The organism is Thermus caldifontis (assembly GCF_003336745.1).
Taxonomy (GTDB): Bacteria; Deinococcota; Deinococci; order Deinococcales; family Thermaceae; genus Thermus; species Thermus caldifontis.
In genome coordinates this window covers 75,119-100,309 of the sequence record NZ_KZ851833.1, presented here as the reverse complement: position 1 = coordinate 100,309, position 25,191 = coordinate 75,119, and the positions used below count along the sequence as shown (strand labels likewise).

Genomic DNA, 25,191 nt, shown 5'->3' with positions numbered 1-25,191 from the left:
CAACGGGTCGGTTCCCCTCTTTTTATTCCATCTGGCGTCTCACATGTGTCTGTCCAGGTTCAAGCTCCCTTGACCCAGGCCAAATATGGGATAAAATGCACGCGCTATGAAAAGAGCCACCGCCTTCCTTATGGCCAGCCTCCTGGGCCTAAGCCTGGCCCAGGGGGTGAGGAGCTTGGGTATGGGTGGGGTCCTCCTTCCAGGGCCCAGTGGCCAAGGGGCCAACCCCGCCTACGCCGCCTTCCCCAACAGGTGGGATCACGAGGGCTTCCAGCTTCCCCTAGGACTCCTGCGCCTCCTTCCCGTCTTCCCGGATACCAGCCCCTTCGCCTACTTCACCGATCCCAACGCGTTTCGTAACCACTTTGACTTCCTCAGCGCCTACGACCAGGCCACCCACCTGGACAGCTTCCTCCTCAACCCAGCCCGCAGCCCCGACGAGGTGGTCTTCCGGGTAAGCGCCAACGGGCTTTCCATCACCGACGGCCAAGGCAACAACCTCATCCCCTCCTTCCAGGTGGGCACCGCCCCAGATAAGCCCCAGGCCTTGATCCCGAGGCCCTTCGGCGCCCTTTCCCTGGATTTGGGAGCCGGCACCTATCTAAGCATCGGCCCATTCTTCGGCTCCCAAGGCATGAGGGTAAGCCCGAGCGCCAAGCTGGCCGAGGCGCTGGCTAGAGGCAATCTGGACCCTTGCAAGGAGCAAAGCCCTTCTCCTTGCACCCTGAACGCCCAGGGTAACTACGCCTCGGGCCTGAGCCTGGCCCTGGGTCTAAGCACGCCCGTGACCGAAATCCCCGAGTTAGGAAAGCTGTATGTGGGCGTGCGTGGGGAAGGATTCTACGGGCTCTTTTATGCGGATGCCGAGGGCCTTGCTAGACCCGTCTTTGACCAGAATGGGAACCCCACCGGGGTCAGCTACGAGACCCGTTACTTCCTCAGCTATCCCTCCTTCCTGGAGGGCACCTTTGGCCTTGGCGGAAGCGGCCAAGGCTATGGCCTGCGGGGGGATGTGGGGGTGGCCGTGGATGGCAAGGACTGGGCCTTTGGCCTGGGGGTGCAAAACCTGCTAGGCTTTGCCCAGTGGAGCGGTGTGGAGGTCACCGTGGTGGACGGAACGGAAACCGGCCGCACAGCCACCACCAAGAAAAGCGATCTCACAGCTCCGATATTCACCCTTAACGGAGCCTACCGCCTCCCCCTGGAGATGGGTGAGCTCCTCCTGGCTATGGATACCCGTTTCGGTGCCACCACCCCGGCCTTCCACCTGGGCGTGGAGTACAGCCTGGGTCTTGCCGCCCTCCGGGCCGGGGTGGGACTGGAAGGAGGTTTGCGCTTTGGCTTAGGGGCCGGCTTTAACCTGGAAGCCCTTAGCCTGGACCTGGCCCTTACCACCCACGAGGCTCCCCTAGTGGGGGGAACCGTGTACGGCATTGCCATGGCGGTGCGTTTCTAAGGAGGTCAAGCCGTGAAGCGTGTATCCCTTTTGTTGGTGTCCCTGGCCCTGGCCGCCTGCAGCGGCCACACCATCCACCGCTTTGAAGTGGATCTTCTAAGCTTTATCCCCCAAGACCAACGCCAGGGGGAGCTGAACCTTGCCACTCTCGAGGTTTTCTTCCCCGATGACCCCGCGGGCCAACTGATTGAGGTGCCTGGCGTTGAAGCTTTGGTGGATGGAAAAGTAAGCCTCCAGGTAACCTTGAAGAACACGGGCAGCCTCCAAAGCAACCTGGACCTCGAGGTCCGCCTAGGCCCCGGGAACGATACCAACCTCTATGACGGCCAGGGAGGGGATTTTGCTGCCGTCCAGCAAACCGTCACCCTCAACCCCGGGGAGGAGCAGACCGTCACCCTCCCCCTAGACATCCAACCGGGCACGCCAACGCATGACCTTATCAAAAGCGGCCGGTTTCGCATTGGCGCCAGGTTAGGTCTAACCGGGGACAAGGTCCAGTACACCCTGACCCAAGCTGAGGTGGTGCTAAGGCTTAAGCTCTTCAACCTGATCCCCAACCCTTAGCCATCGGCAAAGAGGTACAGGGTTTGCAGCAAAGCCTCGGGGTAATCCCGGGGCTTTAGGCCCTTCTTCTCCAAGCGGAAGCCCGGGGGGTACTGGGTAGGCTCCACGCGGAAGGGAAGCTGCCTCAGCGCCCGGGCATCGTAGTCCAGGGGCCAGCGGGGGAAGATCACCTGGAGATGGGTAAGGTCCTCGGTGATGGAGACCACTCCTTTGCGCTGGGCCACCAGGCGAAGCCTTGCCAAGGCCAAAAAGTTCTCCGCTTCCTCGGGAAGGGGGCCGTAGCGTTCCTTGAGTTCTTTGGCGATGCGGGAAACCTCCGCTAAGGTCCTGGCCTCCGCCAAGCGGCTATAGTAGCGGCTACGGGCCTCGAGGCTCGGCACATACTCCGCAGGAAGCCGTGCGGAAAGGCCCAGGTCCAGGGTCACATGCCGCTTCTCCTCCCTGACCTCCCCTTTCAGTTTGCGGATGGCTTCCTCCAATAGCTCGCTGTAAACCTCCAGGGAAAGGGCCCGGATATGCCCATGTTGTTCCGGACCCAGGAGATTTCCCACCCCCCGGATCTCCATGTCCTTTTCCGCCAGGAGGTGGCCGCTTCCCAGGTCGGAGAGATCCGCGATGGCATTGAGGCGCTTCTCTGCCGCCTCCGTGAGCCTGGGAGGATGGAAGAGGTAGGCGTAGGCCTCCTGCTCCCGCCGCCCCACCCGGCCCCGAAGCTGGTACAAGGTGGCCAGGCCCAGGCGATCGGCCCGCTCGATGAGGATGGTATTGGCCTCGCCCACATCCAGGCCCGACTCAATAATGGTGGTGGCCAAAAGGACATCGTAGGCCCCCTCGGCAAAGAGGAGCATGGTCTCCTCCACAAGTCCCTCGGGCATCTTGCCGTGCACCACCCCGATGCGGGCCTCGGGCACCAGATTTTCCAGGTAACGCCTCCTTGCCTCAATGGAGGCCACCCGATCGTGCACGTAAAAGACCTTGCCCCCCCTTTCCAGTTCCAGGAGGATGGCCTCCCGTACCAATAGGGGATCAAAGGGAGCGAGGAAGGTGCGGATGGGCTTCCGGCCCGGAGGAGGGGTCTTGATGCTGGAAAGATCCTTCAAGCCCACCAGGGCGGAGTAAAGGGTGCGGGGAATGGGGGTGGCGGAAAGGTAAAGGGTATCCACCTCGGCCTTCAGCTCGCGGATCCGCTCCTTCTGGGCCACGCCGAAGCGGTGCTCCTCGTCCACGATGAGAAGCCCCAGGTCCTTAAAGCGAACGTCGGGCTGGAGGAGGCGGTGGGTACCGATGACCACGTCCACCGTGCCCGCCTCGAGGCCCTTGAGGATGGCCTCCTCCTCTTTGACCGGGGTGAAGCGGGAAAGGACCCCTATGCGCAGGGGAAGCCCAGCAAAGCGCTCGCGGAAGGTCTTGCCGTGCTGCTCTGCCAAGAGGGTGGTGGGCACCAAAAAGGCCACCTGGGCCCCGTGTCCCACCACCCGGTGGGCGGCCCTGAGGGCGATCTCCGTCTTGCCAAAGCCCACGTCCCCGGAGATGAGCCGGTCCATGGGGAAAGGGGCCTCGAGGTCTCGCAAGACCTCCTCTAAGGCCTGCTTCTGATCCGGGGTCAGCTGGTGGGGAAAACCCCTTTCGATCAGGGGATCCCACTCCGGCAAGGGGGGGAAGGCCCGGCCCGGGGTAGCCTTGCGCTTGGCCTGAAGGACGAGGAGCCTTGCCGCCAGCTCCTCCACATCCTTCCTGGCCTTTTCCTTGAGCCGCTGCCATTCCCCTTTGCCCAGGGAAGAGAGCTCCGGAGGGTCATCCGTGGTGCCGGGATGGCGCTTGAGAAGGGGTAGCCCTTCCACCGGAAGGTAGAGCTTTCCCTCCCCCTTGTAGCGGAGGACCAGGTAGTCCCGCCTCACCCCCAAAACCTCCCGGGTTTCCAGCCCCAGGTACTGGCCCACGCCGTGCTCAGGGTGGATGAGGAAATCCCCAGGGGAAAGGGCCCCGGGGTCGGCAAGACCCTCCCCCACCCGCACCCTGGACCGCACCGCTCCCGTGGCAAAGACCAAGGCCTCGGTAAGCAGAACCTCCTCCCCCCACTCCCCTCCCCCCTCAAAGGCTCCCCGGAACAGGGAAAGCTGGCCCTTGGGTCCGGGAAAGCGCGGGAGCACCTGGGGTTGGAAGAGGGCAAGGCGCCTTTTCAGGTAGTCCAGGGTACGCTCGTGGGCCACGAAGAGGCTAACCCGCCTCCCCTCCTCAAGCCAGCGGGCCAAGTCCCTTTCCAAGGCCTTAAGGCTTCCCCGGTACGGGGAAAGAGGCCTCACCCCCAGGTCCCAGAGGGGAAGCTCCACCCCGCCCCCTAGGGCCACCACCTGACGCCCCCCTAAAAGGGGCCAAACCTCCTTTGGGGCCAGAGCCGGGGTGTCCAGATACACGGGGCCCGGAAAGTGGAGGATTTTCCTGGAGGAAAAGGCTTCCGCCTTTCCCGGTTTGGGCAATAGGACGTGCCGCCTCCTTTCCTCCCCGGCCACCCGGAGGCGCTCCAGCTCGTCCCCGAAGAACTCCAAGCGCACCTCGCCCAGCTCCAAAACCTCCCCCAACACCCGGTAATCCTCATCCCGGGCGTACCCCATCCGCAAGAAGCGGTCCACAAGTTCCCCCCGAGGGTAGCTCCGCCCCACCTCCAGCACCAGGCGCCAGGCGGAGGGGTCCTCAGGGAAGGGCGCCAGGGCCTCCCCGTAACTCATCACGAAAAGGGCCCGCTCCTCCCAGGCCTCGAGGCCAGGGTTCACATAAACGGGCCCACCAAAGGCCCCAAGGTCCCGGTAGCGCCCTAGCCGCTCCTCCGGGGCCAAGAGAACGGCCGGAGGCCTCTCCTGGGAAAAGAGCAAGGCCGCCACCACCTGAGGCACAGCCAGGCGGTGGCCGTAGTAGCGTTCCCGTTCCAGGGCGATCTCCATGGGCAAGAAACACCTACCCCCCTGGCCCTGGGGCCGGAGGGGCACCCTTTGCCTATTCTAGCGAGTAGGCGTGGACCGCTATAGCCCCAAGGCCCACGTTGGCGGCGATGGTGGCCCCGCTTCGCGTGATACGCCCCTTTTCCAGGCGCAAAGCCCCCTCCAAGCTTTTCTTTAAGCCCTCAATCCACTCGGTTCTGGCGTCGGTATGGGCGATGGTGATGCGGGCAGGCCGTCCTTTGAGCTCCTGGAGGACGAGGCGGGCAAGGACCTCGGGCACCGCACCCTCCCTGGCCACTTTGAGGAAGCGTATATGCCCCTTCTCAATCCGCAAGATGGGGCGAAGGCCGAGGAGGTTGCCCACCACCTCCCCGAAGCGGGGAAGGCGGCCATTCCGGGCCAAGTGGGATAAGTCGGCCACGCTGAAGTAGAGACTGGAATGCTTAAGCCTCTCCCACTCCCGCACCACCGCCTCCTCCTCCGCCCCCTTCCTCAGCATTTCCACCCCCCTGAGCACCATGGCCCCAAGCCCTGCGGACACCATCCCCGAGTCCACCACCCGGATGCGGGTGGGGGCCACCTTGAGGGCGGCCTCCCGCGCCCTATCCACGGTTTTGGAAAGCTCCCCCGAAACGTGGAGGGAAAGGATGCGGTCGTATACCTGGAGGTAGCGCTCATAAACCTCGGCAAAGTCCTCCACCCCTGGAGGCTCGGTCACAGGCTCGGCCCCTGCCCGCATGGCTTGGTAGAGGGCATCCGGGGTAAGTTCCTGCCAGTCCTTGTACCTTCTGCCCGCCAGGTGGACATAGATGGGCACCAAGCCCACGGCCTCCTCCTCCAGGATCCTGGGGGACAGGTCCGCAGCGGTATCGGTGATCAGGCCTAGTTCCATGTGAGCCATTTTATACTAAGTCAAAGGCAATGCCCGACCTATAATGGCAACGTGTTGGTTCCTGCCACGGGGAAGGCTACACGGTCCCTGATCCTCAGTAGATTCAAGCCACACCGAGGTGAACTCCGTATGAAAATAGTTTTTGTCTCCAACGGTCCCACCGAGGACGCCATCGGAGCCCGCATAGCCCAACATCTGGCTTCAGGAAAGGAAATCTTAGCCTTACCCCTAGTGGGTCAGGGGAACGCATACGTGGGAATAGCCCAGGCAATCCTCGGGCCACGTAAATCGATGCCTTCGGGTGGCTTCCTCTTCGGTAGTTGGCAAAACCTCCTAGCAGACCTCAAGGCAGGTTTTATCTCCATGACCCTTGCTCAGTGGCGTGCAGCGCGCTCCCTTTTGGTTGATGCAGTGATAGTAGTAGGAGATGCGTACGCCTTAACCGTAGGCCTCTTGGCGGCAAAGGGCGCTCCCATCTTTCACGTCAATCCCCTTGTTTCTACATACTACTTGGAAAACGCATCCTTCTTGGAGTTAGCGCTAGTCTGGGGAGGAAGCGACTTCACCCCCTACGAACGGCTTCTTCATCGCTCGGTGAAGGCGGTCTTCGTGCGTGACCTAAAAAGCCTGGAACGCCTTAAGAGCCTAGGGGTCCATCATGCGTATTGGTACGGTAGCTTCGCCATGGATCTTTTGCCTCCCCCTGAGCGTGACCTCGACCCTTTGGTGGGCGAGGCTCCAGTCATGGCCCTTATCCCGGGGACTCGTGGAGATGAAAGTTTCAGTCTACCCCTTATGCTGGAAGCCAGCCTTCGCGTTCCCTTGACCCCTGTGGTGGCCTGGGCTAAGGCATGGAACGCCCTTCCTCCCTTACCCGGTTGGCAGGCCCAGGAAGAAGATGCCTACACCCTCCGTCTCACCAAGGCGGGTAAGGTCGCCTGGGTTCTTCGGGGGTCCTTCTCCGCCATCCTCCACCGCAGCGTCCTCGCCCTATCCACCGCGGGAACCGCTAGCGAGCAAGCCGCAGGCTTGGGCATTCCCATCGTAGGTTTCCCCACACCCGGTCCCCAATACACCCGGGCCTTCGCCCGCCGACAAAAGAGGCTCTTAGGCCCAGCCCTTCGCCTGACCGAAGCCGACCCACATAGGATAGCCGCGGAAGTCCTTTTCCTACTCAACGCTCAGGAAGCCTACGTTCAGGCTAGCCAAGAAGGCAAACGCCGCATCGGACCCCCAGGCGGAATCACCGGCACTGCCCAACACATACGTAACCAACTGGAGAACCCTGAGGTAAGCTAGATGGGCATGCGTCTCTACCGCGTAGGCCTCTTCACCGACGTGTACTTCCCCAACCCCAACGGGGTGACCACCAGCGTTTACCTTCTCCTTAGGGAGCTCCGGCGAATGGGGCACAGCGCCCTAGCCGCTCCTCCGGGGCCAAGAGGAGGTAGACTTTCTCCTGGTGGGAACAGGGGAACTCATGGGGCTTTGGCAGCGCACTACCCGCCTCCTCAACCTAAGAAATGTGCACTGTCTCGGGCGCCGCAACGACATGCCTGAACTTTACCGGGCTGTGGATGCCATGCTCCTGCCCACTTTAGGAGAGAACCAAAGCCTGGCTACCCTCGAGGCCATGGCCTCAGGGCTCCCCGTGGTAACCACACCGATCCCCGCACAGAAGGAGGTAATACGCCATGGGAAAGCAGGTCTGCTCATACCCCCTCGTCCTTCCGCCCTAGCCTATGCCCTGCAGAACCTACCCAAACAGCTGGGGGAAGAGGCGCGAACCTATGTCCTCGCCCACCACACCCTGGAGGCTAGCGCCAAGCAGCTTTCTAAGACTTTGGAGGAGATATGAAAATAGACTACCTCATCGTGGGTGCCGGTTTCACCGGGGCCACCCTGGCGGAGCGCATAGCCAAGGAACTGGGCAAGAGGGTGTTGGTGGTGGACCGCCGCCAGCACGTGGGGGGCAACGCTTACGACGAGTACGATGCAAACGGGGTCCTGGTGCACAAATACGGTCCCCATATCTTCCACACCAACAGCCAAAAGGTGTGGGACTATCTCTCCCGATTCACGGAGTGGCGCCCCTACTACCACCGGGTACGGGCGGTGGCGGAGGGCCAGGAGATCCCCCTCCCCTTCAGCCTGGCCTCTTTGCGGGCCCTTTTCTCCCAAAGGCTTGCCGAGAGGTTAGAGGAAAAGCTCATCGCCCACTTCGGCTACGGGGCCCGGGTCCCCATCCTCAAGCTCAAGGAGGTGGAGGACCCCGATCTCCGCTTTCTGGCCGATTACGTGTACAAAAACGTCTTTGAGGGCTACACCCTGAAGCAGTGGGGCCTGAGGCCCGAGGATCTTTCCCCCACGGTCACCGGACGGGTCCCCGTGCTGGTGAGCTACGACCAGCGTTACTTCCAGGACACCTATCAGGCCATGCCCAAGGAGGGGTACACCGCCCTTTTCCAAAGGATGCTGGCCCATCCCCACATCAAAGTGCTCCTGGGGGCGGACTGGAAGGAGGTGGAGGGGGAGGTGCGCTTTGACCGCCTCATCTTCACTGGGCCCATCGACGAGTTTTTCGGCTACCTCCATGGCCCCCTGCCCTACCGCTCCCTGCGCTTCCGTCTGGAGCACCATGCCAAGCCCTGGTTCCAGGAGGTGGCCACGGTGAACTACCCAGGCGACCAGCCTTTCACCCGGATCACCGAGTTCAAGCACCTCACCGGGCAAACCTACCTGCCCCACACCACGGTGGCCTACGAGTTCCCAGAGGCCTACGAAACGGGAAGGAACGAGCCCTACTACCCGGTTCCCCGGGAGGAGAACGAGGAGCGGCTCAGGCTTTACCAGAAGGAGGCGGCCAAGCTGAAGACCGTCCTCTTTGCCGGGAGGCTTGGCGATTACCGCTACTACAATATGGACCAGGCGGTGGCAAGAGCCCTGAAGGTGTTTGAGGAGGTGGCCCGTGGATAGGGTGTGTGCGGTGATCGTAACCTACAACCGCAAGGAACTCCTGCGGGAGTGCTTGCAGGCAGTGCTATCCCAAACCCGCCCCCCGGACCATGTCCTGGTGGTGGACAACGCCAGCACCGACGGGACCCGGGAGATGCTCAAGGAAGAATTCCCCCAGGTGGAGGTCCTGGCCTTGCCGGAGAACCAGGGGGGTGCCGGAGGCTTTCATGAGGGGATGAAGCGGGCTTATGAAGCAGGGTATGACTGGATATGGGTGATGGATGACGATACCATACCTGGAGAGTCCGCTCTTGAAAAGCTCTTAGAAGCGGCAGCCTGTCTGAATCAAAAAGGAAGGGCCGTAAACGCAATAGGCAGTAGAGTTCTCTGGACCAACGGTAAGGTCCACCCTATGAACTCTCCTTGGTCTAAATTAAGATTTCTCCCCACCCCATGTGCACTCAAAGAGGTGGTCTGGATAAGTTTTGTTTCGGTACTAATAAAAAGGGAAGCCATTTTTAAAAAAGGCCTGCCGAAAAAAGAATTCTTTATATGGAATGATGACGTTGAATACTTCCTTCGCCTTGGTAACGCGTTTCTCAATCCCTCTAGTATAGTGGTCCACAAAACCACTGCCATCTACACGCCTGCGGATTCTAAAGACGGCCGGTATTATTATCAGGTTCGTAACCGTCTTTGGATAATGCGTTCTAAGAACCTGCCGTTATTTTGGCGATTTCTTCTTTTCCTTCACTTTGCCGGCGAAGCCATAGTCTACCTCATCAGGCAAGGCAAGCGAGGCTGGTACACAATCCTCAAGGGCTTAAAAGATGGCCTAAAACCTCTTCCCTGGTAAACTAGCCTTGCATGCGTCTCTACCGCGTAGGCCTCTTCACCGACGTCTACTTCCCCAACCCCAACGGAGTGACCACCAGCGTCTACCTTCTCCTTAGGGAGCTCCGGCGAATGGGACACGAGGCCTGGGTGGTGGCTCCCCATCATCCGGAGGCTCCGGAAGGAGAAGAAGGCGTGGTCCGGGTCCCCTCCGTGGCTTACCCCTTTTACGAGGGGCAGCAGATCGCTCTACCCTCTTCCCGCCACCTGCCCACGGAGTTTGAGCTCATCCATACCCACACCCCCTTAACCCTGGGAGTATGGGGCCTAAGGATCGCCCGCAACAAAAACCTGCCCCATGTTTCCACCTTCCACACCCACTACGAGAAGTACGCCCATTACGTTCCCGGGCTAGCCATACTGGACAAATACACGGGCATCATCCCTAGGCTCGCCAAAGCCTTTTACAACCGGGTGGAGGTGGTCATCGCCCCCACGGAGCCAGTCAAGCGCTTGGCGGAGGGCTACGGCATCCAAAGGCCCATTCGGGTCATTCCCACAGGGATTGACAACCGCATTCTGGAGGAAGCGCCCCTTCCCTCACCCTCCCCCTGGCCGGAGGGCAAAAGGCGGCTCATCACCGTGGGTCGGCTAGGCAAGGAAAAATCCTTTGATGTGGTCCTCAGGGCTGTAGCTGAGATGGCCCGGGAAGAGGACGTCTTCCTGGCGCACATAGGCGAGGGGCCGGAACTGGAAAGCCTAAAGCGCCTGGCGGCCCAGTTGGGTATAGAAGACCGGGTACGCTTCTTGGGCACCGTGCCCTACCGATATATCGGCGGGTACTACCGGATGGCGGAAGTCTTTCTGTTCGCCAGCGAGACCGAAACCCAGGGGCTGGTCATCTGGGAGGCCCAGGCCATGGGGGTACCCGTGGTGGCCGTGGGAGCCGAGGGGGTCCTGGAGGGGGTGGTGGAGGGGAAAACCGGGTACCTGGTGCCTCCGGGCGACCACCGGGCCCTGGCGGAAAAGGCCTTGGATCTCCTGCGGGATGAGGACAAACGCCGGCATTTCAGCTTACAAGCCCGGGCCTGGGCCATGGAGCGGTCTGCGGAGCGAATCGCCGAGAAGATTGTCGCGGTGTACGACGAAGCCAATGAGATTCTGCGGGTGGAGCCCCAGAGGCTTATCTTTCCCTTCCCCCGTCTTCCCCGAAGTACCCTCGAGAATCACCCAAGAGATTTCTAAGCTGTTGGGCCAAAAACCTTCCCCAACCCCCCTTTAACCTTCTGGGCGAGGTTAGGACCAGGGCTTCGGGCACATACCGCACTTTTCCTATCTGGCGAAGCCTCCAACCCAAAAGCACATCCTCCCTGGCTTCCACCTCCGGGAAGCCTCCCACCTTCAAGGCGGCCTCCTTCAGAACCATCATGTTGGCCCCGGCCAGGTTGGGTCTTCCCAAGAAGGCCATCAGGTTCAGGAAGGCCCGGTAGCCCCACTCGGAAACCACGCCCGCCCAAGGCGACACCCCATAAAAGCGCAAGGGTCCGTAAAGGGCCACTGCGCCTTCCGCACGGTGGGCCAGGCTCTGAAGCCACGTGGGAAGGGGCAGGGAATCGGCATCGGTCATGGCCACCCATTCCCCCCGGGCAGCCAGTAGTCCCGCCTGGCGGGCATAGGCCACCCCTTTCCTGGCGCAGTACACCACCCGTACCCCAAGCGCCTCCGCCACCTCCCGCGTGCGGTCGGTGGAGGCATTGTCCACCACGATCACCTCAAAAGGAGGCAGGGTTTGCTGCAAAACCGCTTGCAAGGCTCCTGGCAATAGGGTCTCTTCGTTGTGGGCCGGGATCACCACGCTGATGCGCACGGGTATACTTTAGCGTGTTTCGCTATCTACCGTGGGCCAAGGAGGGGCTTTTCGTCTTCCTACGCCTCGTCCTAGCTGTAGGTCTGATGGAGGGGGTACGAAGCGGCTTTTTCGCTGGCCTCCTCCCCTTCTATGCCCCAGAGCACCTGGGGCTGGGTCCTGCCACTTTCACCTTAGCCTTTACCTTCCACCAGCTCTCCGAGAACCTTTCCAAGACCTTTGGAGGGCTGCTGGCGGAAAGGGTGGGGTTCGGACGCACGGTAAGCCTGGCTGCCTTTATAGGTTTCCTCACCCTCCTCCTTACCCCCACGGCCCACGCCGGCTGGGTCCTATGGGGGCTGGCCATCCTTTGGGGGATGAGCATGTCCACCCTGTACCCCGGGCTTATGACCCTAGCCAGCCGCATCGCCGTGCCTGGCCGGGAAGCCAGGGCCCTATCCTTCACCCTGACCTTGGTGATGCCTTGGGTGGGGATTGGTCTGGTAGGCGTAGGGCAAGTGGCCCAGAAGGAATCCGAAGCCGCGCTTACCCTCCTTATCCTGGCCCAGGGTGTGGTCCTGCTTCTCGCCTTGAGTCTGTTTCCCTTCCGCATCCCAATCCCCCAGACTGCGCGGGAACCCTACCCCTTCCAACGGCTTCTCCTTTTCCTTCCCGCCGCCTTCGGCCAGACCTTCGCCCCCGCCCTGGTTTCCCTGTTCATCTTGCGTTTTGCCAAGGAGGAGCTAGCCCTCGAGCCCATCGCCTTAGGCGGACTCCTCCTTTTGGGTGGTGGTCTCGCCTTCGGCCTCCTGCCCTTTACCGGCCGGCAGGTGGACCGGCGGGGCTACCGCTTCGCCCTGGTGAGCGGGCTTCTCCTCCTGGCCTTGGTGATGGCACGCCTGGCCTTCGCCCCTAGCTCCTGGGAGCTTTTGCTGCTCGCCGCCCTGGGCGGCCTTGGCTTTAGCCTTTTCCTGCCTGGCTGGAATGGCTTCCTGGCCAAGAATCTGCCCCAGGAAAATCGGGCCGCCATCTGGGGGGGGTTGATGACCGTGGAGGGCCTGGGGATAGCCCTGGGGCCGGCGGTGGGGGGAATACTCTGGGAGGCCTTCGGCATAAGGGCTCCCTTGCTGGTAGGTAGCGCTATCTTTTTTCTGCTTAGCCTCTTTTACGCTACCCTTTTCTGGAGAATGCGATGGAACTGATCCTGGGCCTGATCCTCCTCCTCTATGGGCTCTCGGACCTCCTCTTTCGCTTTTTGGGTCTTGGGGCTTACGCCCACGCCTCGAGGCGCACCCCCAAGGTGGCCCTAACCTTTGACGACGGCCCCTCCGAGAGGACGGAGGCTCTCTTGGCGCTCCTGCACCGCTACGGGGTCAAGGCCACCTTCTTCCTGACCGGGGAACGGGCCAGGGCTAGACCCGACCGGGTGGAGGCCATAAGGCGGGAAGGACACCAGATAGAGGACCACGGGGAATGGCACCAAGCCTGGAAACTTTTCCTACCTTGGCTGGAATGGGAACACATGCGGCGAAATCCAGGCCGTTACTACCGGCCACCCCATGGGCTTCACACCCCTTTCACCCGGCTTTTTGCTCGACTTCTAGGTAAACGCGTGGCCCTATGGGACCTGGAAAGCAAGGACTGGCTGGACCTCCCTCCCGAAGCCCTGGCAGAACGCCTGCTTTACTACCTGCGCCCCGGATCCATCGTGCTTCTCCACGATGGCCCAGAGCGCACGCTCAAGCTCCTGGAACGGGTGCTGCCCCAGATGCTCCACCTCGGATACGAGCCGGTCACCCTGGACGGGCTTACCCCCAGGCCCCTCACCCCCAGGCTGGCCCTCATCCGCGGCCTGCAAGGGTTTGAGGAACGGTACAACACGAGGCACCGGGTGGCACGGGCGGGATATGGTCCCTTTGACCTATTCCGGGTGGAGAAGAAACCCTTCCCTGGGCCCAACCTTAAAGACCTGCCCCGCGGTACCCCGGCCTTTGAGCTACATCTGGAAAGCCAGCGAAGCATGGAGCTTACCCCCCTGGAGGCCATTCGCTACGCCCGGGAGAGCCTGAAGAAGGTGGCCCAAAAGGTGGCAGAAGACCCGGAGGTGCGCCTGATTTACGGATACAGCTACCTGGCGCAAGGAGCCAGGCTCTTTGGGTTTCAGACCCACTCCCTTCCCCCTTGGCCCCGTCTCCTGGCCACCCTGAGCAGCGCCTGGTTCCTATGGCTGTACCGGGGGGAAGTGCCCAAGCCCGACCGCTCCTGGGCCAAGCTGGCCTACCTCAGCCGGGAGGAGCTTTTAAGGCGATTCCCACCGTCCACTCCCGCTTCCCCAAAGCCGGCACCCGGTGAAGGGCAAACCCTGCCGCCTTAAGGCTCCTGCGGAAGCCCCCTTGGGCAGAGTACGTGGCCAGCCTCCCACCACGCCGCAAGGCCCGGCGAAGCTTCTGCAAAACAGCCAAAGACCAGGGCCCTGGGTTTGCCCGAGGGCTGAAGGGGTCCAGGTAAACCGCCGTGGCCCAATCCCGGGGAAGTTCCAGCGCCTCCACCTCCCCAAAGAGGATGCAAAGCTCCCCCCAAGGCCCCCGGAAACAGGCCTGAGGCCAACCCTTGAGGATCTCGGCAAACACCTCCTCCGCCCGGGGGAGGGGAAGGCGCACCTGGGCTAAAAGGTCCCGGGGTAGGGGCTCCCGTTCCACGGCCAGATAGCGGAGGTAGACCCCTCTTTCCAGGGCACTTTCCAGGGTGGTGCGAAAGTTTACCAAAAGCCCCAGGCCCACCTCGAGGACCCTAGGGGCCGGGTGCAGGTGGGTTAGGGTCTTCTCCAGGTAAAGCCGCCTGGCTTGGAGCAGGGCCCCCTGCCGGGGATGGTAGGCCTCCCCATAGCCGGGGTGGAACAGGGTAGGGGTGCCATCCTGGGTGAGAAGGGGCTCCACTCCCGTAGAATACCCCCCATGGAGCTCAGCCTTCTGGACAAGCTCTCGGGGACCCTGACCAACGCCGCCACCGTGACCCTGGGCACGGGGTTGGGTCTTTTGTTACGGGGCCGGCTACCCGAGCGCATGGCCCGCATCATGGTCCAGGGGGTGGGGCTCACCACCCTTTTCATCGGGTTCTCCATGGCGGGCGCCCTGGGAAAAGCCAGGGGTGGGGCCATGGACGGGGTTGTCCTGGGGCTCATCGCCCTGGTCCTGGGGGGGCTTTTGGGGGAGTGGTGGCGGATTGAGGAGGGCCTCGAGGGCATCGGGGAGAGGATCAAGCAGGCGGTACGGGGAGGCGGAAGCTTCACCGAAGGTTTTGTGGCCGCAAGCCTTCTCTTCTGCGTGGGGCCCATGACCCTCCTTGGCTCCATCCAAAATGGCCTTACGGGTGACCCCAGCCTTCTTCTCCTAAAGGCCACCCTGGACGGGCTTTCCGCCATCGCCCTCACCAGCTCCTTCGGCATCGGCGTGGGGTTTAGCGTCCTGGTGATCCTGGGCTACCAGGGAGGGATCGCCCTGCTGGCGGGTACCCTAAGCCAGGTCCTCCCCGACCCCGCCCAGGACCCCCGGGTCCTCCTGGTGACCGGGGTGGGGGGGCTTATGGTCCTAGGGGTGGGGATCAACCTCCTGGGCCTCACCAAGGTGCGGGTGGGCTCCTTCCTCCCTGCCCTTCTCCTGGCCCCTTTGGTCTGGGCCTTAGCCGAGTGGCTTTCGTAGGGCTTCCGCAAGGTAAAATGCGGGACATGGAGCTATCCCCTGAGCTGCTTCGCAAACTGGAAGCCTTGGCCAAAATCCGGCTTTCCCCTGAGGAGGAGGCCTTGCTGCTCACGGACCTCAAGGGCATCCTGGAGTTCGTAGACGCCCTTCCCCAGGTGGGGGAAGCTGGGGAGGAGGAGGCCCAAGGCCACCTGAGGGAGGATGAGCCCCTTCCTTCCCTCGCCCAGGAAGAGGCCCTAAAGGCGGCCCCGGAGGCGGAGGAAGGGTTTTTCCGCGTCCCCAAGGTGCTGGAGTAGCTATGGTGGACCTAAGGCATCTTCGCCGCAACCCTGAGGTCTATCGGGAAGCCATCCGCCTCAAAGGGGTAGCCCTGGACCTGGATGGGCTTTTGGCCTTAGACGCTGAGGTCCAGGGCCTAAAGGCCCGGCTCCAAGACCTCCAGACCGAGCGCAACCGTATCGCCAAGGAGGTGCCCAAAGCCGCCCCTGAGGCCAGACCTGCCCTCATCGCCCAGGGCAAGGCCTTGGCGGAGGAGGCCAAGGGGGTGGAGGAGGCCTTGCGGGAAAAGGAGGCAAGGCTTTGGGAGCTTCTCCTACACGTACCCCTACCCCCTTGGCCGGGGGCCCCCGTGGGGCCTGACGACTCCGCCAACGTGGAGATCCGGCGGGTGGGGAACCCTCCGGACTTCTCCTTCCCTCCCCTGGACCACGTGAGCCTGCTGGAGAAAAACGGCTGGTGGGAGCCCAGGATCAGCCGGGTTTCGGGAAGCCGCACCTACGCCCTAAAGGGGGATCTCGCCCTCTATGAGCTCGCCCTGATCCGCTTCGCCATGGACTATATGGTGCGAAAGGGCTATACCCCCTTGACCCTACCCTCCTACGCCAGGGAAAAGGCCTTTATCGGCACCGGCCACTTCCCGGCCGCCCGGGACCAGGTCTGGCCCATCGCCGGCACGGACCTCTACCTCACGGGCACCGCCGAGGTGGTTCTAAACGCCCTCCATAGCGGGGAGATCCTGGGGCTCGAGGAGCTTCCCAAGCGCTACGCCGGCTACGCCCCCGCCTTCCGCTCGGAGGCGGGAAGCTTCGGCAAGGACGTGCGCGGCCTCATGCGGGTGCACCAGTTCCACAAGGTGGAGCAGTACGTGCTGACCGAGGCCAGCCTCGAGGCCTCAGATCAAGCCTTTCAGGAACTCTTACAAAACGCCGAGGAGATCCTGGGGCTTCTGGAACTTCCCTACCGCCTCCTGGAAGTTTCCACTGGGGACATGGGCCCGGGAAAGTGGCGCCAGGTGGACCTGGAGGTCTGGGTGCCCTCGGAAGGGCGCTACCGGGAAACCCACTCCTGCTCGGCCCTCCTGGACTGGCAGGCCAGGCGGGCAGACCTCCGCTACCGGGATGGGGAGGGCAAGGTGCGTTACGCCTACACCCTCAATAACACCGCCCTGGCCACTCCCCGCATCCTGGTGATGCTTTTGGAAAACCACCAGCTTGAAGACGGCCGGGTGCGGGTGCCTAAGGCCCTGGTCCCCTACCTGGGCAAGGAGGTGCTGGAGCCATGCGCCTAGAGGCGGCGGAGCTGAGGGTTTTGGAGCTACCCCTAAAGTTCCGGTTTGAAACCAGCTTCGGGGTGCAGACCCAAAGGACCATCCTCCTCTTGAGGGTTTTTGGGGAGGGCCTCGAGGGCCTGGGAGAAGGGGTGATGGAGCTACTTCCCCTCTTTCGGGAGGAGACCGTGGCCAGCGCCCGCTACCTCCTGGAGGAGGTCTTCCTCCCCCAGGTTCTGGGAAAGGAGTTTCCCAATCCTGAGGCCTTAAACGGGGCTCTCGCTCCTTTTCGGGGAAACCCCATGGCCAAGGCGGTCCTGGAGATGGCCTTCTGGGACCTCTTTGCCAAGGGCCTGGGAAAACCCCTCTGGCAGGTCCTGGGAGGGGTGCGGCAAAGGGTGGAGGTGGGGGTTTCCCTGGGCATCCAGCCCACGGTGGCGGACACCCTGAAACTGGTGGAAAAGCACCTTTCCCAAGGGTATCGGCGCATCAAGCTCAAGGTCAAACCGGGCTGGGACTATGAGGTGCTGAAGGCGGTGCGCCAGGCCTTTCCCGAGGCCACCCTTACCGCCGACGCCAATAGCGCCTATACCCTCGCGGACCTCCACCGGCTTCGGCGATTGGACGAGCTTGGGCTGGACTACCTGGAGCAACCCCTGGGCTACGACGACCTCCTGGACCACGCTCGGCTCCAGGGGGAGCTTGCCACCCCCATCTGCCTGGACGAAAGCCTCACCTCCCCGGAGAAGGCCAGGAAGGCCATAGAGCTTAGGGCGGGAAGGGTATTCAACATCAAACCCGCCCGGCTTGGAGGGCACGGAGCAAGCCTCAAGGTGCATGCCCTGGCCCAAAGCGCCGGGATTCCCCTTTGGATGGGGGGGATGCTGGAGGCCGGGGTAGGCCGGGCCCACAACCTCCACCTGGCCACCCTGCCCGCCTTCACCAAGCCCGGGGACGTGAGCTCGGCCAGCCGCTACTGGGAGGAGGACATCGTGGAAGAGGCCCTGGAGGCGGAGGAAGGCCTCATGCCTGTGCCCGAGGGTCCTGGTATCGGCGTGCACCTGAAGCTTCCCCTGGTGGAGCGGATCACCCTATGGCAGAGGTACATGTCCGCGAGCTGAGAGGACCCGAGGAGATGGAGGCCGTGGTGGAGCTCCAGCGGGAGGTCTGGGGCCGCGCGGAGAGCGACCTGGTGCCAAGAGGCCTTCTCATCGCCGTCCAGGACGAAGGGGGCTTGGTGGCGGGGGCTTTCTGGGAAGGCAAGATGGTGGGCTTCGTCTTCGGCTTTCCCACCCAGGACCCCACCCTCCAGCACTCCCACATGCTGGGGGTCCTGGAAGCCTACCGGGGCACGGGGGCAGCCCTCCTGCTAAAGCGCTTCCAGCGGGACTGGTGCCTGGTCCGGGGGATTAGGAAGGTGGTCTGGACCTTTGATCCCTTGAGGGGGGTGAACGCCAACTTCAACCTGAGGAAGCTGGGGGCCACGGCCAGGACCTACCTTCCCGACCACTATGGCCCCATGACGGGCATCAACGCTGGAGCCCCTTCGGATCGGCTCCTGGCGGAGTGGGAACTCCTTTCGGAAAGGGTCTACACCCGCATCTACGCCCCTCCTCCCGAAGCCGAGGTAGAGGGGCTACCCCAGGCCAACCGGGTGGAGGGGGATAGGCCCCAGGAAGCCTTCTTGGACCTCGAGGCTCCCCGCCTCCTTTTCCAGATCCCCGAGGACTGGGGGAGGATCCTAAAAGAGGATCCCACCTTAGCCCTTAGCTGGCGGGAACACAGCCGCCAGGTCCTCGGCCACTACTTTGCCCGGGGCTTTCGGGCGGTGGACTTTGTGCGGCACCCCAACCGGTATGTTCTGGCTAAAGACTGAGCTCTGGACCGCCGAAGTGGTGTACACCGGCTTCGGCACCCCCATGCTCCATGGAGCCCTCGCCGTGCAAGGGGGCACGGTGGTGGGCCAGGGAAGCCTGGAGGAACTAAAGGCCCGCTTTCCCCAGGCGGAGGTGATCCACAAGGGAAAAGCCCTCTTCCCACCCCCCGTGAACGCCCACACCCACCTGGATCTCTCCCTGCATCCCCTTTATCAAGGGCCCTTTTCCGGCTTCATTCCCCACGTGGTGGCCCACCGGGAAAAGCGGGAGCTTAGGGCGGCGCAAAGGGGCCTCGAGGAGCTGGTGCAAAGCGGGGTGGGCGCCTTTGCGGACATCGTCTTCCAGGACGAGGTGATGGAGTTTCTCCTCCAGGAAAGCCCTTTGCCCGGCATAGCCTTTTACGAGGTCTTCGCCCCGGATCCCCAGGATGCGGAGGAGATGTTCCAGAAGGTGAGGGCCAAGGTGGAAGCCTGGCGCAAGAGGGAAGGGCGGGTCAGGATAGGCCTTTCCCCGCATGCCCCCTACTCGGTGAGCCCTCCCCTCCTGCAGAAACTAGCCCACTACGCCCACACCCAGGGCCTTCCCCTCATGGTCCACGCCGCGGAAAGCCGGGAGGAGGTGGCCTTCCTGAGGACGGGGGAAGGCCCCCTGGCCGGGGTGTACCGGCGCTTTAGCCGAACCCCCTGGAAGGCCCCGGGCCTCACCCCCGTGCGCTATCTCCAGACCCTTGGTGTCCTGGGGCCCGATACCGTTTTGGTGCACGGGGTACACGTGGATGAGGAAGAGGTGCGGATGGTGGCGGATTCGGGCAGCAAGGTGGTCCTATGCCCCCGGTCCAACGGGAACCTCCAAGTGGGGGAAGCCCCCTTGGGGCTTTACGCCCGCCACGGGGTAGAGCTGGCCCTGGGCACGGACTCCCGGGCCAGCAGCCCTGACCTGGACGTGAAAAACGAGGCGCTATCCCTCTGGGGGAAGGCGGAACCCCGGCTCCTGGTCCGGGCCCTAACCCGGGGAGGCTACCGGGCCCTGGGCCTTCCCACCCCCCGCCTGACCCGGGGAACCCCCATAAGTCTGGTACACTCCCTCTTATAACGGACTCATGAGCTCTCCTAGGGTCCTGGGGTACGGCATAGACACCCTGGTCGTTAATCTGTATTGGCCGGACGGTGCGTATCAGCTGCCGGATGATATTGAGGACACGCTAGATAGCCTGAAGGAGTTGTATCGTCGGGACCCCGAGGGTGCGATTTTCTGGGGGATTGATGCCTATTTTCCGTTGCCGAATCCGTCGGACCATGACCGTTTGTTTGAGGCGGCAGTGGTGCAGCCTACTAGGCACTATGCCTGGCAGCTGTCCTTTGGGGGGTTGGTGTTCGTCCGCCTTAGCTCCGTGAAGGATACTACGCAGCGCAGGGACTTTCCGGCCATGCGTGTGGAGTTCACGGGGACCTACATGCTGTATGCGGATAGGGATGCTAACGCCGTTGTGGAGTGGGTGCTGAGGGCGGCTGAGAATCTTACTGGTGTTCGTCCTGAGCGTGTTCAGGTATCCCGTGCTGATGTGTTTGTGGATATAGATGTGGAGCCTGGGACGTTCCAGATTGAGGACCTGCACCGGTTCACGTCCAGGAGTCATGTGAGGGGGTTCTACTCCCTGGGGGGTGCGGAGCCCGGCGAAGCCGGGCCCGCCCCCCAGGAGGGGCCCATGAGTAACACGCCCCCCCAAAAGCGACTGGAGGTTCCGGGGTCGTGGGTGGAGGGTCTGGAGCAGGCATCGGCATTCGTGTACCGTCGTCAGTGGTCGGGATTTGTTTTTGGTCGTGGTCCATTGATGGCGAGGGTCTATTCCAAATCGGTTGAGGCTACGGTTAAACCGGCCACTAGATATTTGCTGGCTATGTATGAGGAGCTTGGCGATGAGCCGCTTCGGGAAGTGGTCCGGGTGGAGTTTCAGTTGACTACCGAGGCCCTTCGGGAGATGGTTGTGGAGGGCGATGGGACAGATTTGCGGGACTGGGATACGTTCCTGTGGGCGTTGCCGTCCGTGTGGGCGTATTTGACGGGAGCGTGGTTGGTGTTGCGGGATGGGGACAGGGCGCACAGATATGGGCGTCTGCGTGATGTTCCCGTTGATCCTGTATGGGTCCGTGTACAACGGGCCTTTGGGGAGGGGGGTGATAGGAGAAAACTGGTGCGGGATAGGCTGTTCAGGCGGGTTGATCCGGTGGCGCTAGCGAAGCAGGCGATGGGTGCGTTTCTGACGGCGCTAGTGGCTGCGGCGAAGTTTAACGTCAGCTTTCGGGACTGGTGGGTAGGAGCGTTCAGAGCGTTGGGCTCGGATATGGACGAAAGGGAGAGACTGGCTAAAGAGGCATCGGTGGCATACACGAGGTCGTGGCAACGGAAACTAGCAGCTGTTGGGTTGATGCCGGAAAAGTGGGCGTTTGGTGGTGTTCCTGGTTAGGAGGTGCAGCATGCAGATTCTGGTTTTGGGTGTGAGCATCTTTCAGCGGAAAGACGGGACGCATGGCGCTAGGGTTACGGTAGCTTCTACTCCTCGTAACCCGAATCAGAGGGGGCTGGCAGTTGCTGAACTAGAGGCGTTGCCTGAGGTGGCGGATACCATGCGCGTGTTCCCGGGCATTTACAAGCTTGACATGGACCTGCCGGTGGCCAATGGTTATGGCCGTCCTAATGAGGTGCGGCCGTTGGTGACGGGGGCTACGCTGGTGGCTCCTGTGGTACCTGGTAAGAAGGAAAATGCTCCTTCCTCCTGAGTTGTGGCAAAGCCTGCTGGTTTTTGCGTTTGGGCTGGGTGTTATTGCGGGTCTTCTGTCGGGAGGTGATTGGTGAACCCTGTTGAATGGTTCGGGTGGTTCCTGGGTCTGGCTAGTATCCCGTACGCTCTGTTAGCGGCGTACCGGTACATGGGAAGGCTCTATGGAGGGGTTTGATGTGGCCGAGCTCTATACGGCCTTTTGGTGGGGGGTTGCGGCTGGTGTTGTGGCTGCGTTCCTCCGGAACCTGCTCAGGAGGCTCTAGGGACAATCGGGGCTAACCCCGTGGAGGTCCAGAAAGGAGGTGAGGTATGGGATTCGAGCCAGCAGAGGTGGCTAATACGGTTACTCAGTATATTCTGGCTATCGCGGGTGCAGGCGCGGCCGTGTTGGCGTTGACGATCGGTCTTGCGGCTGCTTGGCGCTACGCGAAGAAGTTCCTCAAGGGCTAGTATGTGGGGGCGGATCTTCCTCCTGGTATTGGCTGTCTCGCTGGGTGGGGGGTCCGCCCTTGCCTCCCAACAGTTTCGTGATGCCGTGAAGGGCGTGGTCCAGGGCATGACCCTGGATGAGATTATTGAGTGGTCTAACCGTCAGTTTCGCCGTCAGGCCACGGTAGGCCGATATGTGCGGTGGACGGGGGGCGTGCTCCTGGGTGCCGCGTTGGTGTCGGGTGCTCTGCATTGGTTTTATGACATTGCGCGTCGGGATACGGGTACCCCATTGGATGATTGGTATTACTGGGCGCCCACGGTTTGGGCTGCTGCTGGCCAGTATCAGGCCTATCCCGTGTCCCAGGGGTCTGGGTCGTCGACGGTATACTCCTGTAAGTACAAGTTTAGGTTTTCCTTGTACGTGTCCGGTAGGACGGATGGCTGGGTGGATCACTATAGCCCTAACGGGTGGTCTAAAACACCCGTGGAGTGTCCTGCAGAGGATGCCAGGGCGTATGCGCACCGATATGTGAAGAATCAGTTGGGTGTTTGGGCACAGGATTATATTTGGGTGCCGCCTAGGTCGTCGTTGGTGAACGGTGTGCGGTCCCAGGACCAGCAGAGGTTTTTGCAGGACCTCTCATGGGCTGAGGATGTCCTGGTGTCGTCTGAGGACAAACCGGATTTGGATCAGTGGTTGCAGCAGCAACCCAGTGCAGCTGAGGGTATCAAAAACGTGGTTACGAGCTATCTGGATGCCCATGAGCCGTCGTCTATGGCACAGCCATGGCCGGGCGTGCAGTTGGACCCTGTCCCAAACCCTAACCAGTGGACCGATAACCCGTTTACTAGGCGTGATATTGATACGGACGGTGATGGGTTCCCGGATTGGGTGGAGTGGGAGGAGGCGAATCGCCGCGGAGTCCCGTGGCCGGACGTCATAAATAATCCGAATGAGTATCCTGACCCCTATGCGGACCCTGATGGGGATGGGTATACCACGCTGGAGGAGGTCCAGGTAGGGACTAACCCCTATGACCCCAACAGTCATCCTAGTCGTCGGCCAGCACCGTCTACGGATACGGATGGGGATGGCTGGCCGGATGCCGACGAGATAAAGCGGGGTACCGACCCGAGTAACCCCAATGAGTTCCCGTATCAGCTTCCGTATAACCAGGATACGGATGGAGATAGCGTTCCCGATTGGAAGGAAATTGAGTCGGGTACGGACCCGTACTCTCCCGAGAGCCGTCCTGAGGCTGAACCGGAGGAGCAACCTGAGGACTCTCAATGGCCGGGCGGTCCTCCTGTCCCGGGTTTGAAAGAGGTGGAGTTCCCTACCAGGGAGGTTGAGCGCCAGCCGTTGCCTGAGTTGGATCGTTTGCTCCAACCCTGGGAGGAGCAGGTAGTTCAGCGGTGGCAGCAGGCTATCCGTGAGTTGAAATCGGTCCTAGCGGATAAGTTTCCGTTTGGTATCGTGTTGGCGTTGAGCCGGGTATCGGTGAGTCGGGAGGGTGCCCAGTGCACGTTTGATGTCCCTCTCGGTCCAGTCCGGGCGACGATTAGCCCGTGCGAGACGCCCTTTTTCCAGACGGCCGAGTCGTTCCGCCCCATCCTGGCGGGGTTGCTGTGGCTCTCCTTCGTCCTCCTCATGGTCCGTCGTGGTCTGGATGTCCAGGGGTGATGCCATGAGCCCTTTCTTCCCCTTCCGCCCCCTTAACTGTTCGGTACTCTGGGGCGGGGTGCCGTCAAGGGCTTGGGCCGCGGGCTGCCCTCCATCACGCACGTTTACCGGTGTTGGAGGACGGGGTTTGGACATGCAGGGGCAGCCCGCGGGCTGCTCTGCACCCTTGACGGCGGGGTCCCCGCCCCCAGTACCCTGGCCGTGGGGGGCGGAAGGGGTTAGTCGGGAGGTGGATGATGGCGGCTATTGTTGAGGGCCTCCTGGAGCTGTTCCAGTGGCTGGCCGGTACTGTCGCTGGCTTTTTTGCCTGGTTGTGGGCTGTTGTTACGGGCGTTCTGCGGTGGGTGTGGTCTGTCGTAGACGCCGTCCTGGCTACTGCGTGGAACTGGTTTATTGAGTTTTTAACCTGGGCTATCTCTGCTCTGTTTTCCATCCTGGGTGTCCTTCTAGTGTTGCCTATAAAGCTTCTGACTTTCCTGGCTTCTCTTCTTCCTCCTGTTCCTACTGTTCTGTTGGATGCCATCAACCCTATCGTGCCTGCGTTTTCTGTTGCTGACCGTATTCTGCCCGTTTCCGATGCTATCCTGGCGTTTAGCCTCTGGGGTACGTTTTATGGCTTAATGGCTATTTGGCGCATCATTACCTTCATCCGGGGTGGCCGATGATAGAGGCGTTCGTGGGTGTGCCCGGTTCAGGCAAGTCGTACGCCTTGGTTATCAAGGGTCTGGAGGCTCTTAAGGCGGGTCGGCGTGTCTATGCGAACTTCGGTCTGATTCCGGAGCGTGTTTATCTGTGGCTCCGTCGGCGTGCTAGGTTATCGCATCGTGACGCCGTCTTGCGTGCTGACATGATCCGTGAGATTCGGGATTATGCTGAGTTGTTGAACGTCCATGATGGGGTTCTCCTGTTTGATGAGGCCCATATGTGGTTGCCGTCTAGGCAGTTTGACCTGATTCCGGTGGAGGTGATAGCGTTCTGGTCGCAACATCGGAAGGTCGGCGTCGACGTATATTTAGCTACCCAGCGGTATGGTTCTGTCGATGCAATCGTGCGGGAACTCGTTGCTAATGTTTTCTGGGCTCGTCCGGCACCGTTTTGGTTGCGTCTGCTCCTTCGTCCCTGGGCTCGTGGTCGTCCTGTCCTGCGCTATACCGCTATCATGGATGAGTCGTTGGGCATAATGCAGCGCACTACCCGGGGCGTGTTTGAGGGCGTGGCTCGTAATAGCATCGTTATCCTGGACCCTCTGGCTGCTAGTTGCTATGATACCCACGCTATTTTTGAGCCCCCCATTGTCCGGCTTCAACGGGAACTGGACCCTAAACGCCGTGCCATCATGGACCGGATGGGTTTGAGGTGGGATGCTTCTCGCCTACAGGGGCGTTTCCGTCCGTCGGATGGGTTGCCATTCCTCTCCATGCGCGAGCTCGCTGATGCATATCGCCGGGGGGTTCCTCCCCATGAGGTTTTACGGGAGAAGTGGGGTGATGTAGTCTCTTCTCATGAGTCTGCTCCTCCTCATGCTCTTAATCGTTCTCCTCTGGACCCTGTACCTTCTTTATCTGCGGATGAGGAGGCGTTTGACTGGTCCCGCGTCAGCTGGTCCGGCTAAGTGTTCTGTGTGTGGTATGCCTCATAGGTTAGCTTTGCAAGTCAAGGCCTATAAGCGCCATTGTCGGTACGTGGCTTTTC

At 61.7% G+C, this 25,191-nt stretch carries 25 protein-coding genes; 21 read left to right on the top strand and 4 right to left on the bottom strand.

Going from position 1 to position 25,191, the window contains the following annotated elements; all coding sequences use genetic code 11:
- The first annotated feature begins 106 nt into the window (after window positions 1-106).
- Both DK874_RS00510 and DK874_RS00505 read left to right on the top strand, forming a co-directional pair.
- A complete protein-coding gene (locus DK874_RS00510; protein WP_114311647.1) occupies window positions 107-1,456 on the top strand; it encodes a hypothetical protein in 1,350 nt (449 codons plus the stop codon).
- Between the two features lie 12 nt (window positions 1,457-1,468).
- Window positions 1,469-2,020, top strand: coding sequence for a COG1470 family protein (locus DK874_RS00505; protein ID WP_114311645.1), 552 nt, complete (start codon window positions 1,469-1,471; stop codon window positions 2,018-2,020).
- Here DK874_RS00505 and mfd read toward each other — a convergent pair.
- Together mfd and DK874_RS00495 are read right to left on the bottom strand one after the other, a co-directional pair.
- Entirely contained in the window at window positions 2,017-4,959 is a 2,943-nt protein-coding gene (mfd, locus tag DK874_RS00500) for a transcription-repair coupling factor (protein WP_114311705.1), read from the bottom strand. The genes DK874_RS00505 and mfd overlap by 4 nt on opposite strands.
- Window positions 4,960-5,011: 52 nt before the next feature.
- Window positions 5,012-5,848 (bottom strand): DegV family protein, encoded by an 837-nt coding sequence (locus DK874_RS00495; protein WP_114311643.1) that lies wholly within the window; start codon window positions 5,846-5,848, stop codon window positions 5,012-5,014.
- Between the two features lie 51 nt (window positions 5,849-5,899).
- Here DK874_RS00495 and DK874_RS00490 point away from each other — a divergent pair, with 51 nt between their 5' ends.
- From DK874_RS00490 to DK874_RS00465, 5 genes are all read left to right on the top strand, one after another.
- Complete coding sequence (locus DK874_RS00490) at window positions 5,900-7,147, top strand: lipid-A-disaccharide synthase-related protein (protein WP_338065437.1); 1,248 nt, start codon at window positions 5,900-5,902, stop codon at window positions 7,145-7,147.
- Window positions 7,148-7,310: 163 nt separating this feature from the next.
- Window positions 7,311-7,706, top strand: coding sequence for a glycosyltransferase family 4 protein (locus tag DK874_RS00480; RefSeq protein ID WP_240307563.1), 396 nt, complete (start codon window positions 7,311-7,313; stop codon window positions 7,704-7,706).
- Window positions 7,703-8,824 (top strand): UDP-galactopyranose mutase, encoded by a 1,122-nt coding sequence (glf, locus tag DK874_RS00475; protein WP_114311634.1) that lies wholly within the window; start codon window positions 7,703-7,705, stop codon window positions 8,822-8,824. Before DK874_RS00480 ends, glf begins: the two co-directional genes overlap by 4 nt.
- On the top strand, window positions 8,817-9,659 hold the full coding sequence (locus tag DK874_RS00470; RefSeq protein WP_114311632.1) for a glycosyltransferase family 2 protein: 843 nt from the start codon (window positions 8,817-8,819) through the stop codon (window positions 9,657-9,659). The genes glf and DK874_RS00470 overlap by 8 nt, the downstream gene beginning before the upstream one ends.
- An 11-nt stretch (window positions 9,660-9,670) precedes the next feature.
- Window positions 9,671-10,882: a glycosyltransferase family 4 protein gene (locus DK874_RS00465; protein WP_114311629.1), complete on the top strand. Its 1,212-nt coding sequence runs from the start codon at window positions 9,671-9,673 to the stop codon at window positions 10,880-10,882.
- Here the strand turns inward: DK874_RS00465 and DK874_RS00460 are convergent.
- On the bottom strand, window positions 10,821-11,504 hold the full coding sequence (locus tag DK874_RS00460) for a glycosyltransferase family 2 protein (RefSeq protein WP_114311627.1): 684 nt from the start codon (window positions 11,502-11,504) through the stop codon (window positions 10,821-10,823). The two genes, DK874_RS00465 and DK874_RS00460, sit on opposite strands and share 62 nt — an antisense overlap.
- 14 nt (window positions 11,505-11,518) lie before the next feature.
- Between DK874_RS00460 and DK874_RS00455 the strand changes: the two genes are divergently transcribed.
- The gene (locus DK874_RS00455) at window positions 11,519-12,685 is read left to right on the top strand and encodes an MFS transporter (RefSeq protein WP_114311625.1); all 1,167 of its coding nucleotides are present in this window, start codon (window positions 11,519-11,521) and stop codon (window positions 12,683-12,685) included.
- Window positions 12,676-13,857: a polysaccharide deacetylase family protein gene (locus tag DK874_RS00450; protein WP_114311622.1), complete on the top strand. Its 1,182-nt coding sequence runs from the start codon at window positions 12,676-12,678 to the stop codon at window positions 13,855-13,857. The genes DK874_RS00455 and DK874_RS00450 overlap by 10 nt, the downstream gene beginning before the upstream one ends.
- Here DK874_RS00450 and mnmC2 read toward each other — a convergent pair.
- On the bottom strand, window positions 13,766-14,419 hold the full coding sequence (gene mnmC2 / locus DK874_RS00445) for a tRNA (5-methylaminomethyl-2-thiouridine)(34)-methyltransferase MnmC2 (RefSeq protein WP_114311619.1): 654 nt from the start codon (window positions 14,417-14,419) through the stop codon (window positions 13,766-13,768). The genes DK874_RS00450 and mnmC2 overlap by 92 nt on opposite strands.
- An 18-nt stretch (window positions 14,420-14,437) precedes the next feature.
- Here mnmC2 and DK874_RS00440 point away from each other — a divergent pair, with 18 nt between their 5' ends.
- The 12 genes from DK874_RS00440 to DK874_RS00390 all read left to right on the top strand — a co-directional run bounded on the left by DK874_RS00440 (window position 14,438) and on the right by DK874_RS00390 (window position 25,111).
- Window positions 14,438-15,181, top strand: coding sequence for a DUF554 domain-containing protein (locus tag DK874_RS00440; protein ID WP_114311617.1), 744 nt, complete (start codon window positions 14,438-14,440; stop codon window positions 15,179-15,181).
- A 26-nt stretch (window positions 15,182-15,207) separates the two neighbouring features.
- Complete coding sequence (gatC, locus tag DK874_RS00435; RefSeq protein WP_205387539.1) at window positions 15,208-15,477, top strand: Asp-tRNA(Asn)/Glu-tRNA(Gln) amidotransferase subunit GatC; 270 nt, start codon at window positions 15,208-15,210, stop codon at window positions 15,475-15,477.
- Between the two features lie 2 nt (window positions 15,478-15,479).
- Window positions 15,480-16,748 (top strand): serine--tRNA ligase, encoded by a 1,269-nt coding sequence (gene serS / locus DK874_RS00430; RefSeq protein ID WP_114311613.1) that lies wholly within the window; start codon window positions 15,480-15,482, stop codon window positions 16,746-16,748.
- The gene (gene menC, locus DK874_RS00425) at window positions 16,739-17,848 is read left to right on the top strand and encodes an o-succinylbenzoate synthase (RefSeq protein WP_114311611.1); all 1,110 of its coding nucleotides are present in this window, start codon (window positions 16,739-16,741) and stop codon (window positions 17,846-17,848) included. Before serS ends, menC begins: the two co-directional genes overlap by 10 nt.
- The gene (locus DK874_RS00420; protein WP_114311609.1) at window positions 17,821-18,603 is read left to right on the top strand and encodes a GNAT family N-acetyltransferase; all 783 of its coding nucleotides are present in this window, start codon (window positions 17,821-17,823) and stop codon (window positions 18,601-18,603) included. The genes menC and DK874_RS00420 overlap by 28 nt, the downstream gene beginning before the upstream one ends.
- Window positions 18,584-19,696, top strand: coding sequence for an amidohydrolase family protein (locus DK874_RS00415; protein ID WP_114311607.1), 1,113 nt, complete (start codon window positions 18,584-18,586; stop codon window positions 19,694-19,696). The genes DK874_RS00420 and DK874_RS00415 overlap by 20 nt, the downstream gene beginning before the upstream one ends.
- Window positions 19,697-19,703: 7 nt before the next feature.
- Window positions 19,704-21,068 (top strand): hypothetical protein, encoded by a 1,365-nt coding sequence (locus DK874_RS00410; RefSeq protein ID WP_114311605.1) that lies wholly within the window; start codon window positions 19,704-19,706, stop codon window positions 21,066-21,068.
- Window positions 21,069-21,078: 10 nt separating this feature from the next.
- The gene (locus tag DK874_RS00405; protein WP_114311603.1) at window positions 21,079-21,381 is read left to right on the top strand and encodes a hypothetical protein; all 303 of its coding nucleotides are present in this window, start codon (window positions 21,079-21,081) and stop codon (window positions 21,379-21,381) included.
- Window positions 21,382-21,692: 311 nt separating this feature from the next.
- On the top strand, window positions 21,693-21,833 hold the full coding sequence (locus DK874_RS11630; RefSeq protein ID WP_162798679.1) for a hypothetical protein: 141 nt from the start codon (window positions 21,693-21,695) through the stop codon (window positions 21,831-21,833).
- A 583-nt stretch (window positions 21,834-22,416) separates the two neighbouring features.
- Entirely contained in the window at window positions 22,417-23,499 is a 1,083-nt protein-coding gene (locus tag DK874_RS00400) for a hypothetical protein (RefSeq protein ID WP_162798678.1), read from the top strand.
- 233 nt (window positions 23,500-23,732) lie between these two features.
- Window positions 23,733-24,164, top strand: a complete 432-nt coding sequence (locus DK874_RS00395) for a hypothetical protein (RefSeq protein ID WP_114311598.1) — start codon at window positions 23,733-23,735, stop codon at window positions 24,162-24,164.
- Window positions 24,161-25,111: a zonular occludens toxin domain-containing protein gene (locus DK874_RS00390; RefSeq protein ID WP_114311596.1), complete on the top strand. Its 951-nt coding sequence runs from the start codon at window positions 24,161-24,163 to the stop codon at window positions 25,109-25,111. The genes DK874_RS00395 and DK874_RS00390 overlap by 4 nt, the downstream gene beginning before the upstream one ends.
- Window positions 25,112-25,191 lie beyond the last annotated feature (80 nt).

Coding starts and splice junctions, on each gene's coding strand:
- DK874_RS00510 (WP_114311647.1), top strand. CDS start 107: ATGAAAAGAGCCACCGCCTTCCTTATGGCCAGCCTCCTGGGCCTAAGC.
- mfd (WP_114311705.1), bottom strand. CDS start 4,959: ATGGAGATCGCCCTGGAACGGGAACGCTACTACGGCCACCGCCTGGCT.
- DK874_RS00495 (WP_114311643.1), bottom strand. CDS start 5,848: ATGGAACTAGGCCTGATCACCGATACCGCTGCGGACCTGTCCCCCAGG.
- glf (WP_114311634.1), top strand. CDS start 7,703: ATGAAAATAGACTACCTCATCGTGGGTGCCGGTTTCACCGGGGCCACC.
- DK874_RS00465 (WP_114311629.1), top strand. CDS start 9,671: ATGCGTCTCTACCGCGTAGGCCTCTTCACCGACGTCTACTTCCCCAAC.
- DK874_RS00450 (WP_114311622.1), top strand. CDS start 12,676: ATGGAACTGATCCTGGGCCTGATCCTCCTCCTCTATGGGCTCTCGGAC.
- DK874_RS00440 (WP_114311617.1), top strand. CDS start 14,438: ATGGAGCTCAGCCTTCTGGACAAGCTCTCGGGGACCCTGACCAACGCC.
- gatC (WP_205387539.1), top strand. CDS start 15,208: ATGGAGCTATCCCCTGAGCTGCTTCGCAAACTGGAAGCCTTGGCCAAA.
- serS (WP_114311613.1), top strand. CDS start 15,480: ATGGTGGACCTAAGGCATCTTCGCCGCAACCCTGAGGTCTATCGGGAA.
- menC (WP_114311611.1), top strand. CDS start 16,739: ATGCGCCTAGAGGCGGCGGAGCTGAGGGTTTTGGAGCTACCCCTAAAG.
- DK874_RS00420 (WP_114311609.1), top strand. CDS start 17,821: ATGGCAGAGGTACATGTCCGCGAGCTGAGAGGACCCGAGGAGATGGAG.
- DK874_RS00415 (WP_114311607.1), top strand. CDS start 18,584: ATGTTCTGGCTAAAGACTGAGCTCTGGACCGCCGAAGTGGTGTACACC.
- DK874_RS00410 (WP_114311605.1), top strand. CDS start 19,704: ATGAGCTCTCCTAGGGTCCTGGGGTACGGCATAGACACCCTGGTCGTT.
- DK874_RS00405 (WP_114311603.1), top strand. CDS start 21,079: ATGCAGATTCTGGTTTTGGGTGTGAGCATCTTTCAGCGGAAAGACGGG.
- DK874_RS11630 (WP_162798679.1), top strand. CDS start 21,693: ATGGGATTCGAGCCAGCAGAGGTGGCTAATACGGTTACTCAGTATATT.
- DK874_RS00395 (WP_114311598.1), top strand. CDS start 23,733: ATGATGGCGGCTATTGTTGAGGGCCTCCTGGAGCTGTTCCAGTGGCTG.
- DK874_RS00390 (WP_114311596.1), top strand. CDS start 24,161: ATGATAGAGGCGTTCGTGGGTGTGCCCGGTTCAGGCAAGTCGTACGCC.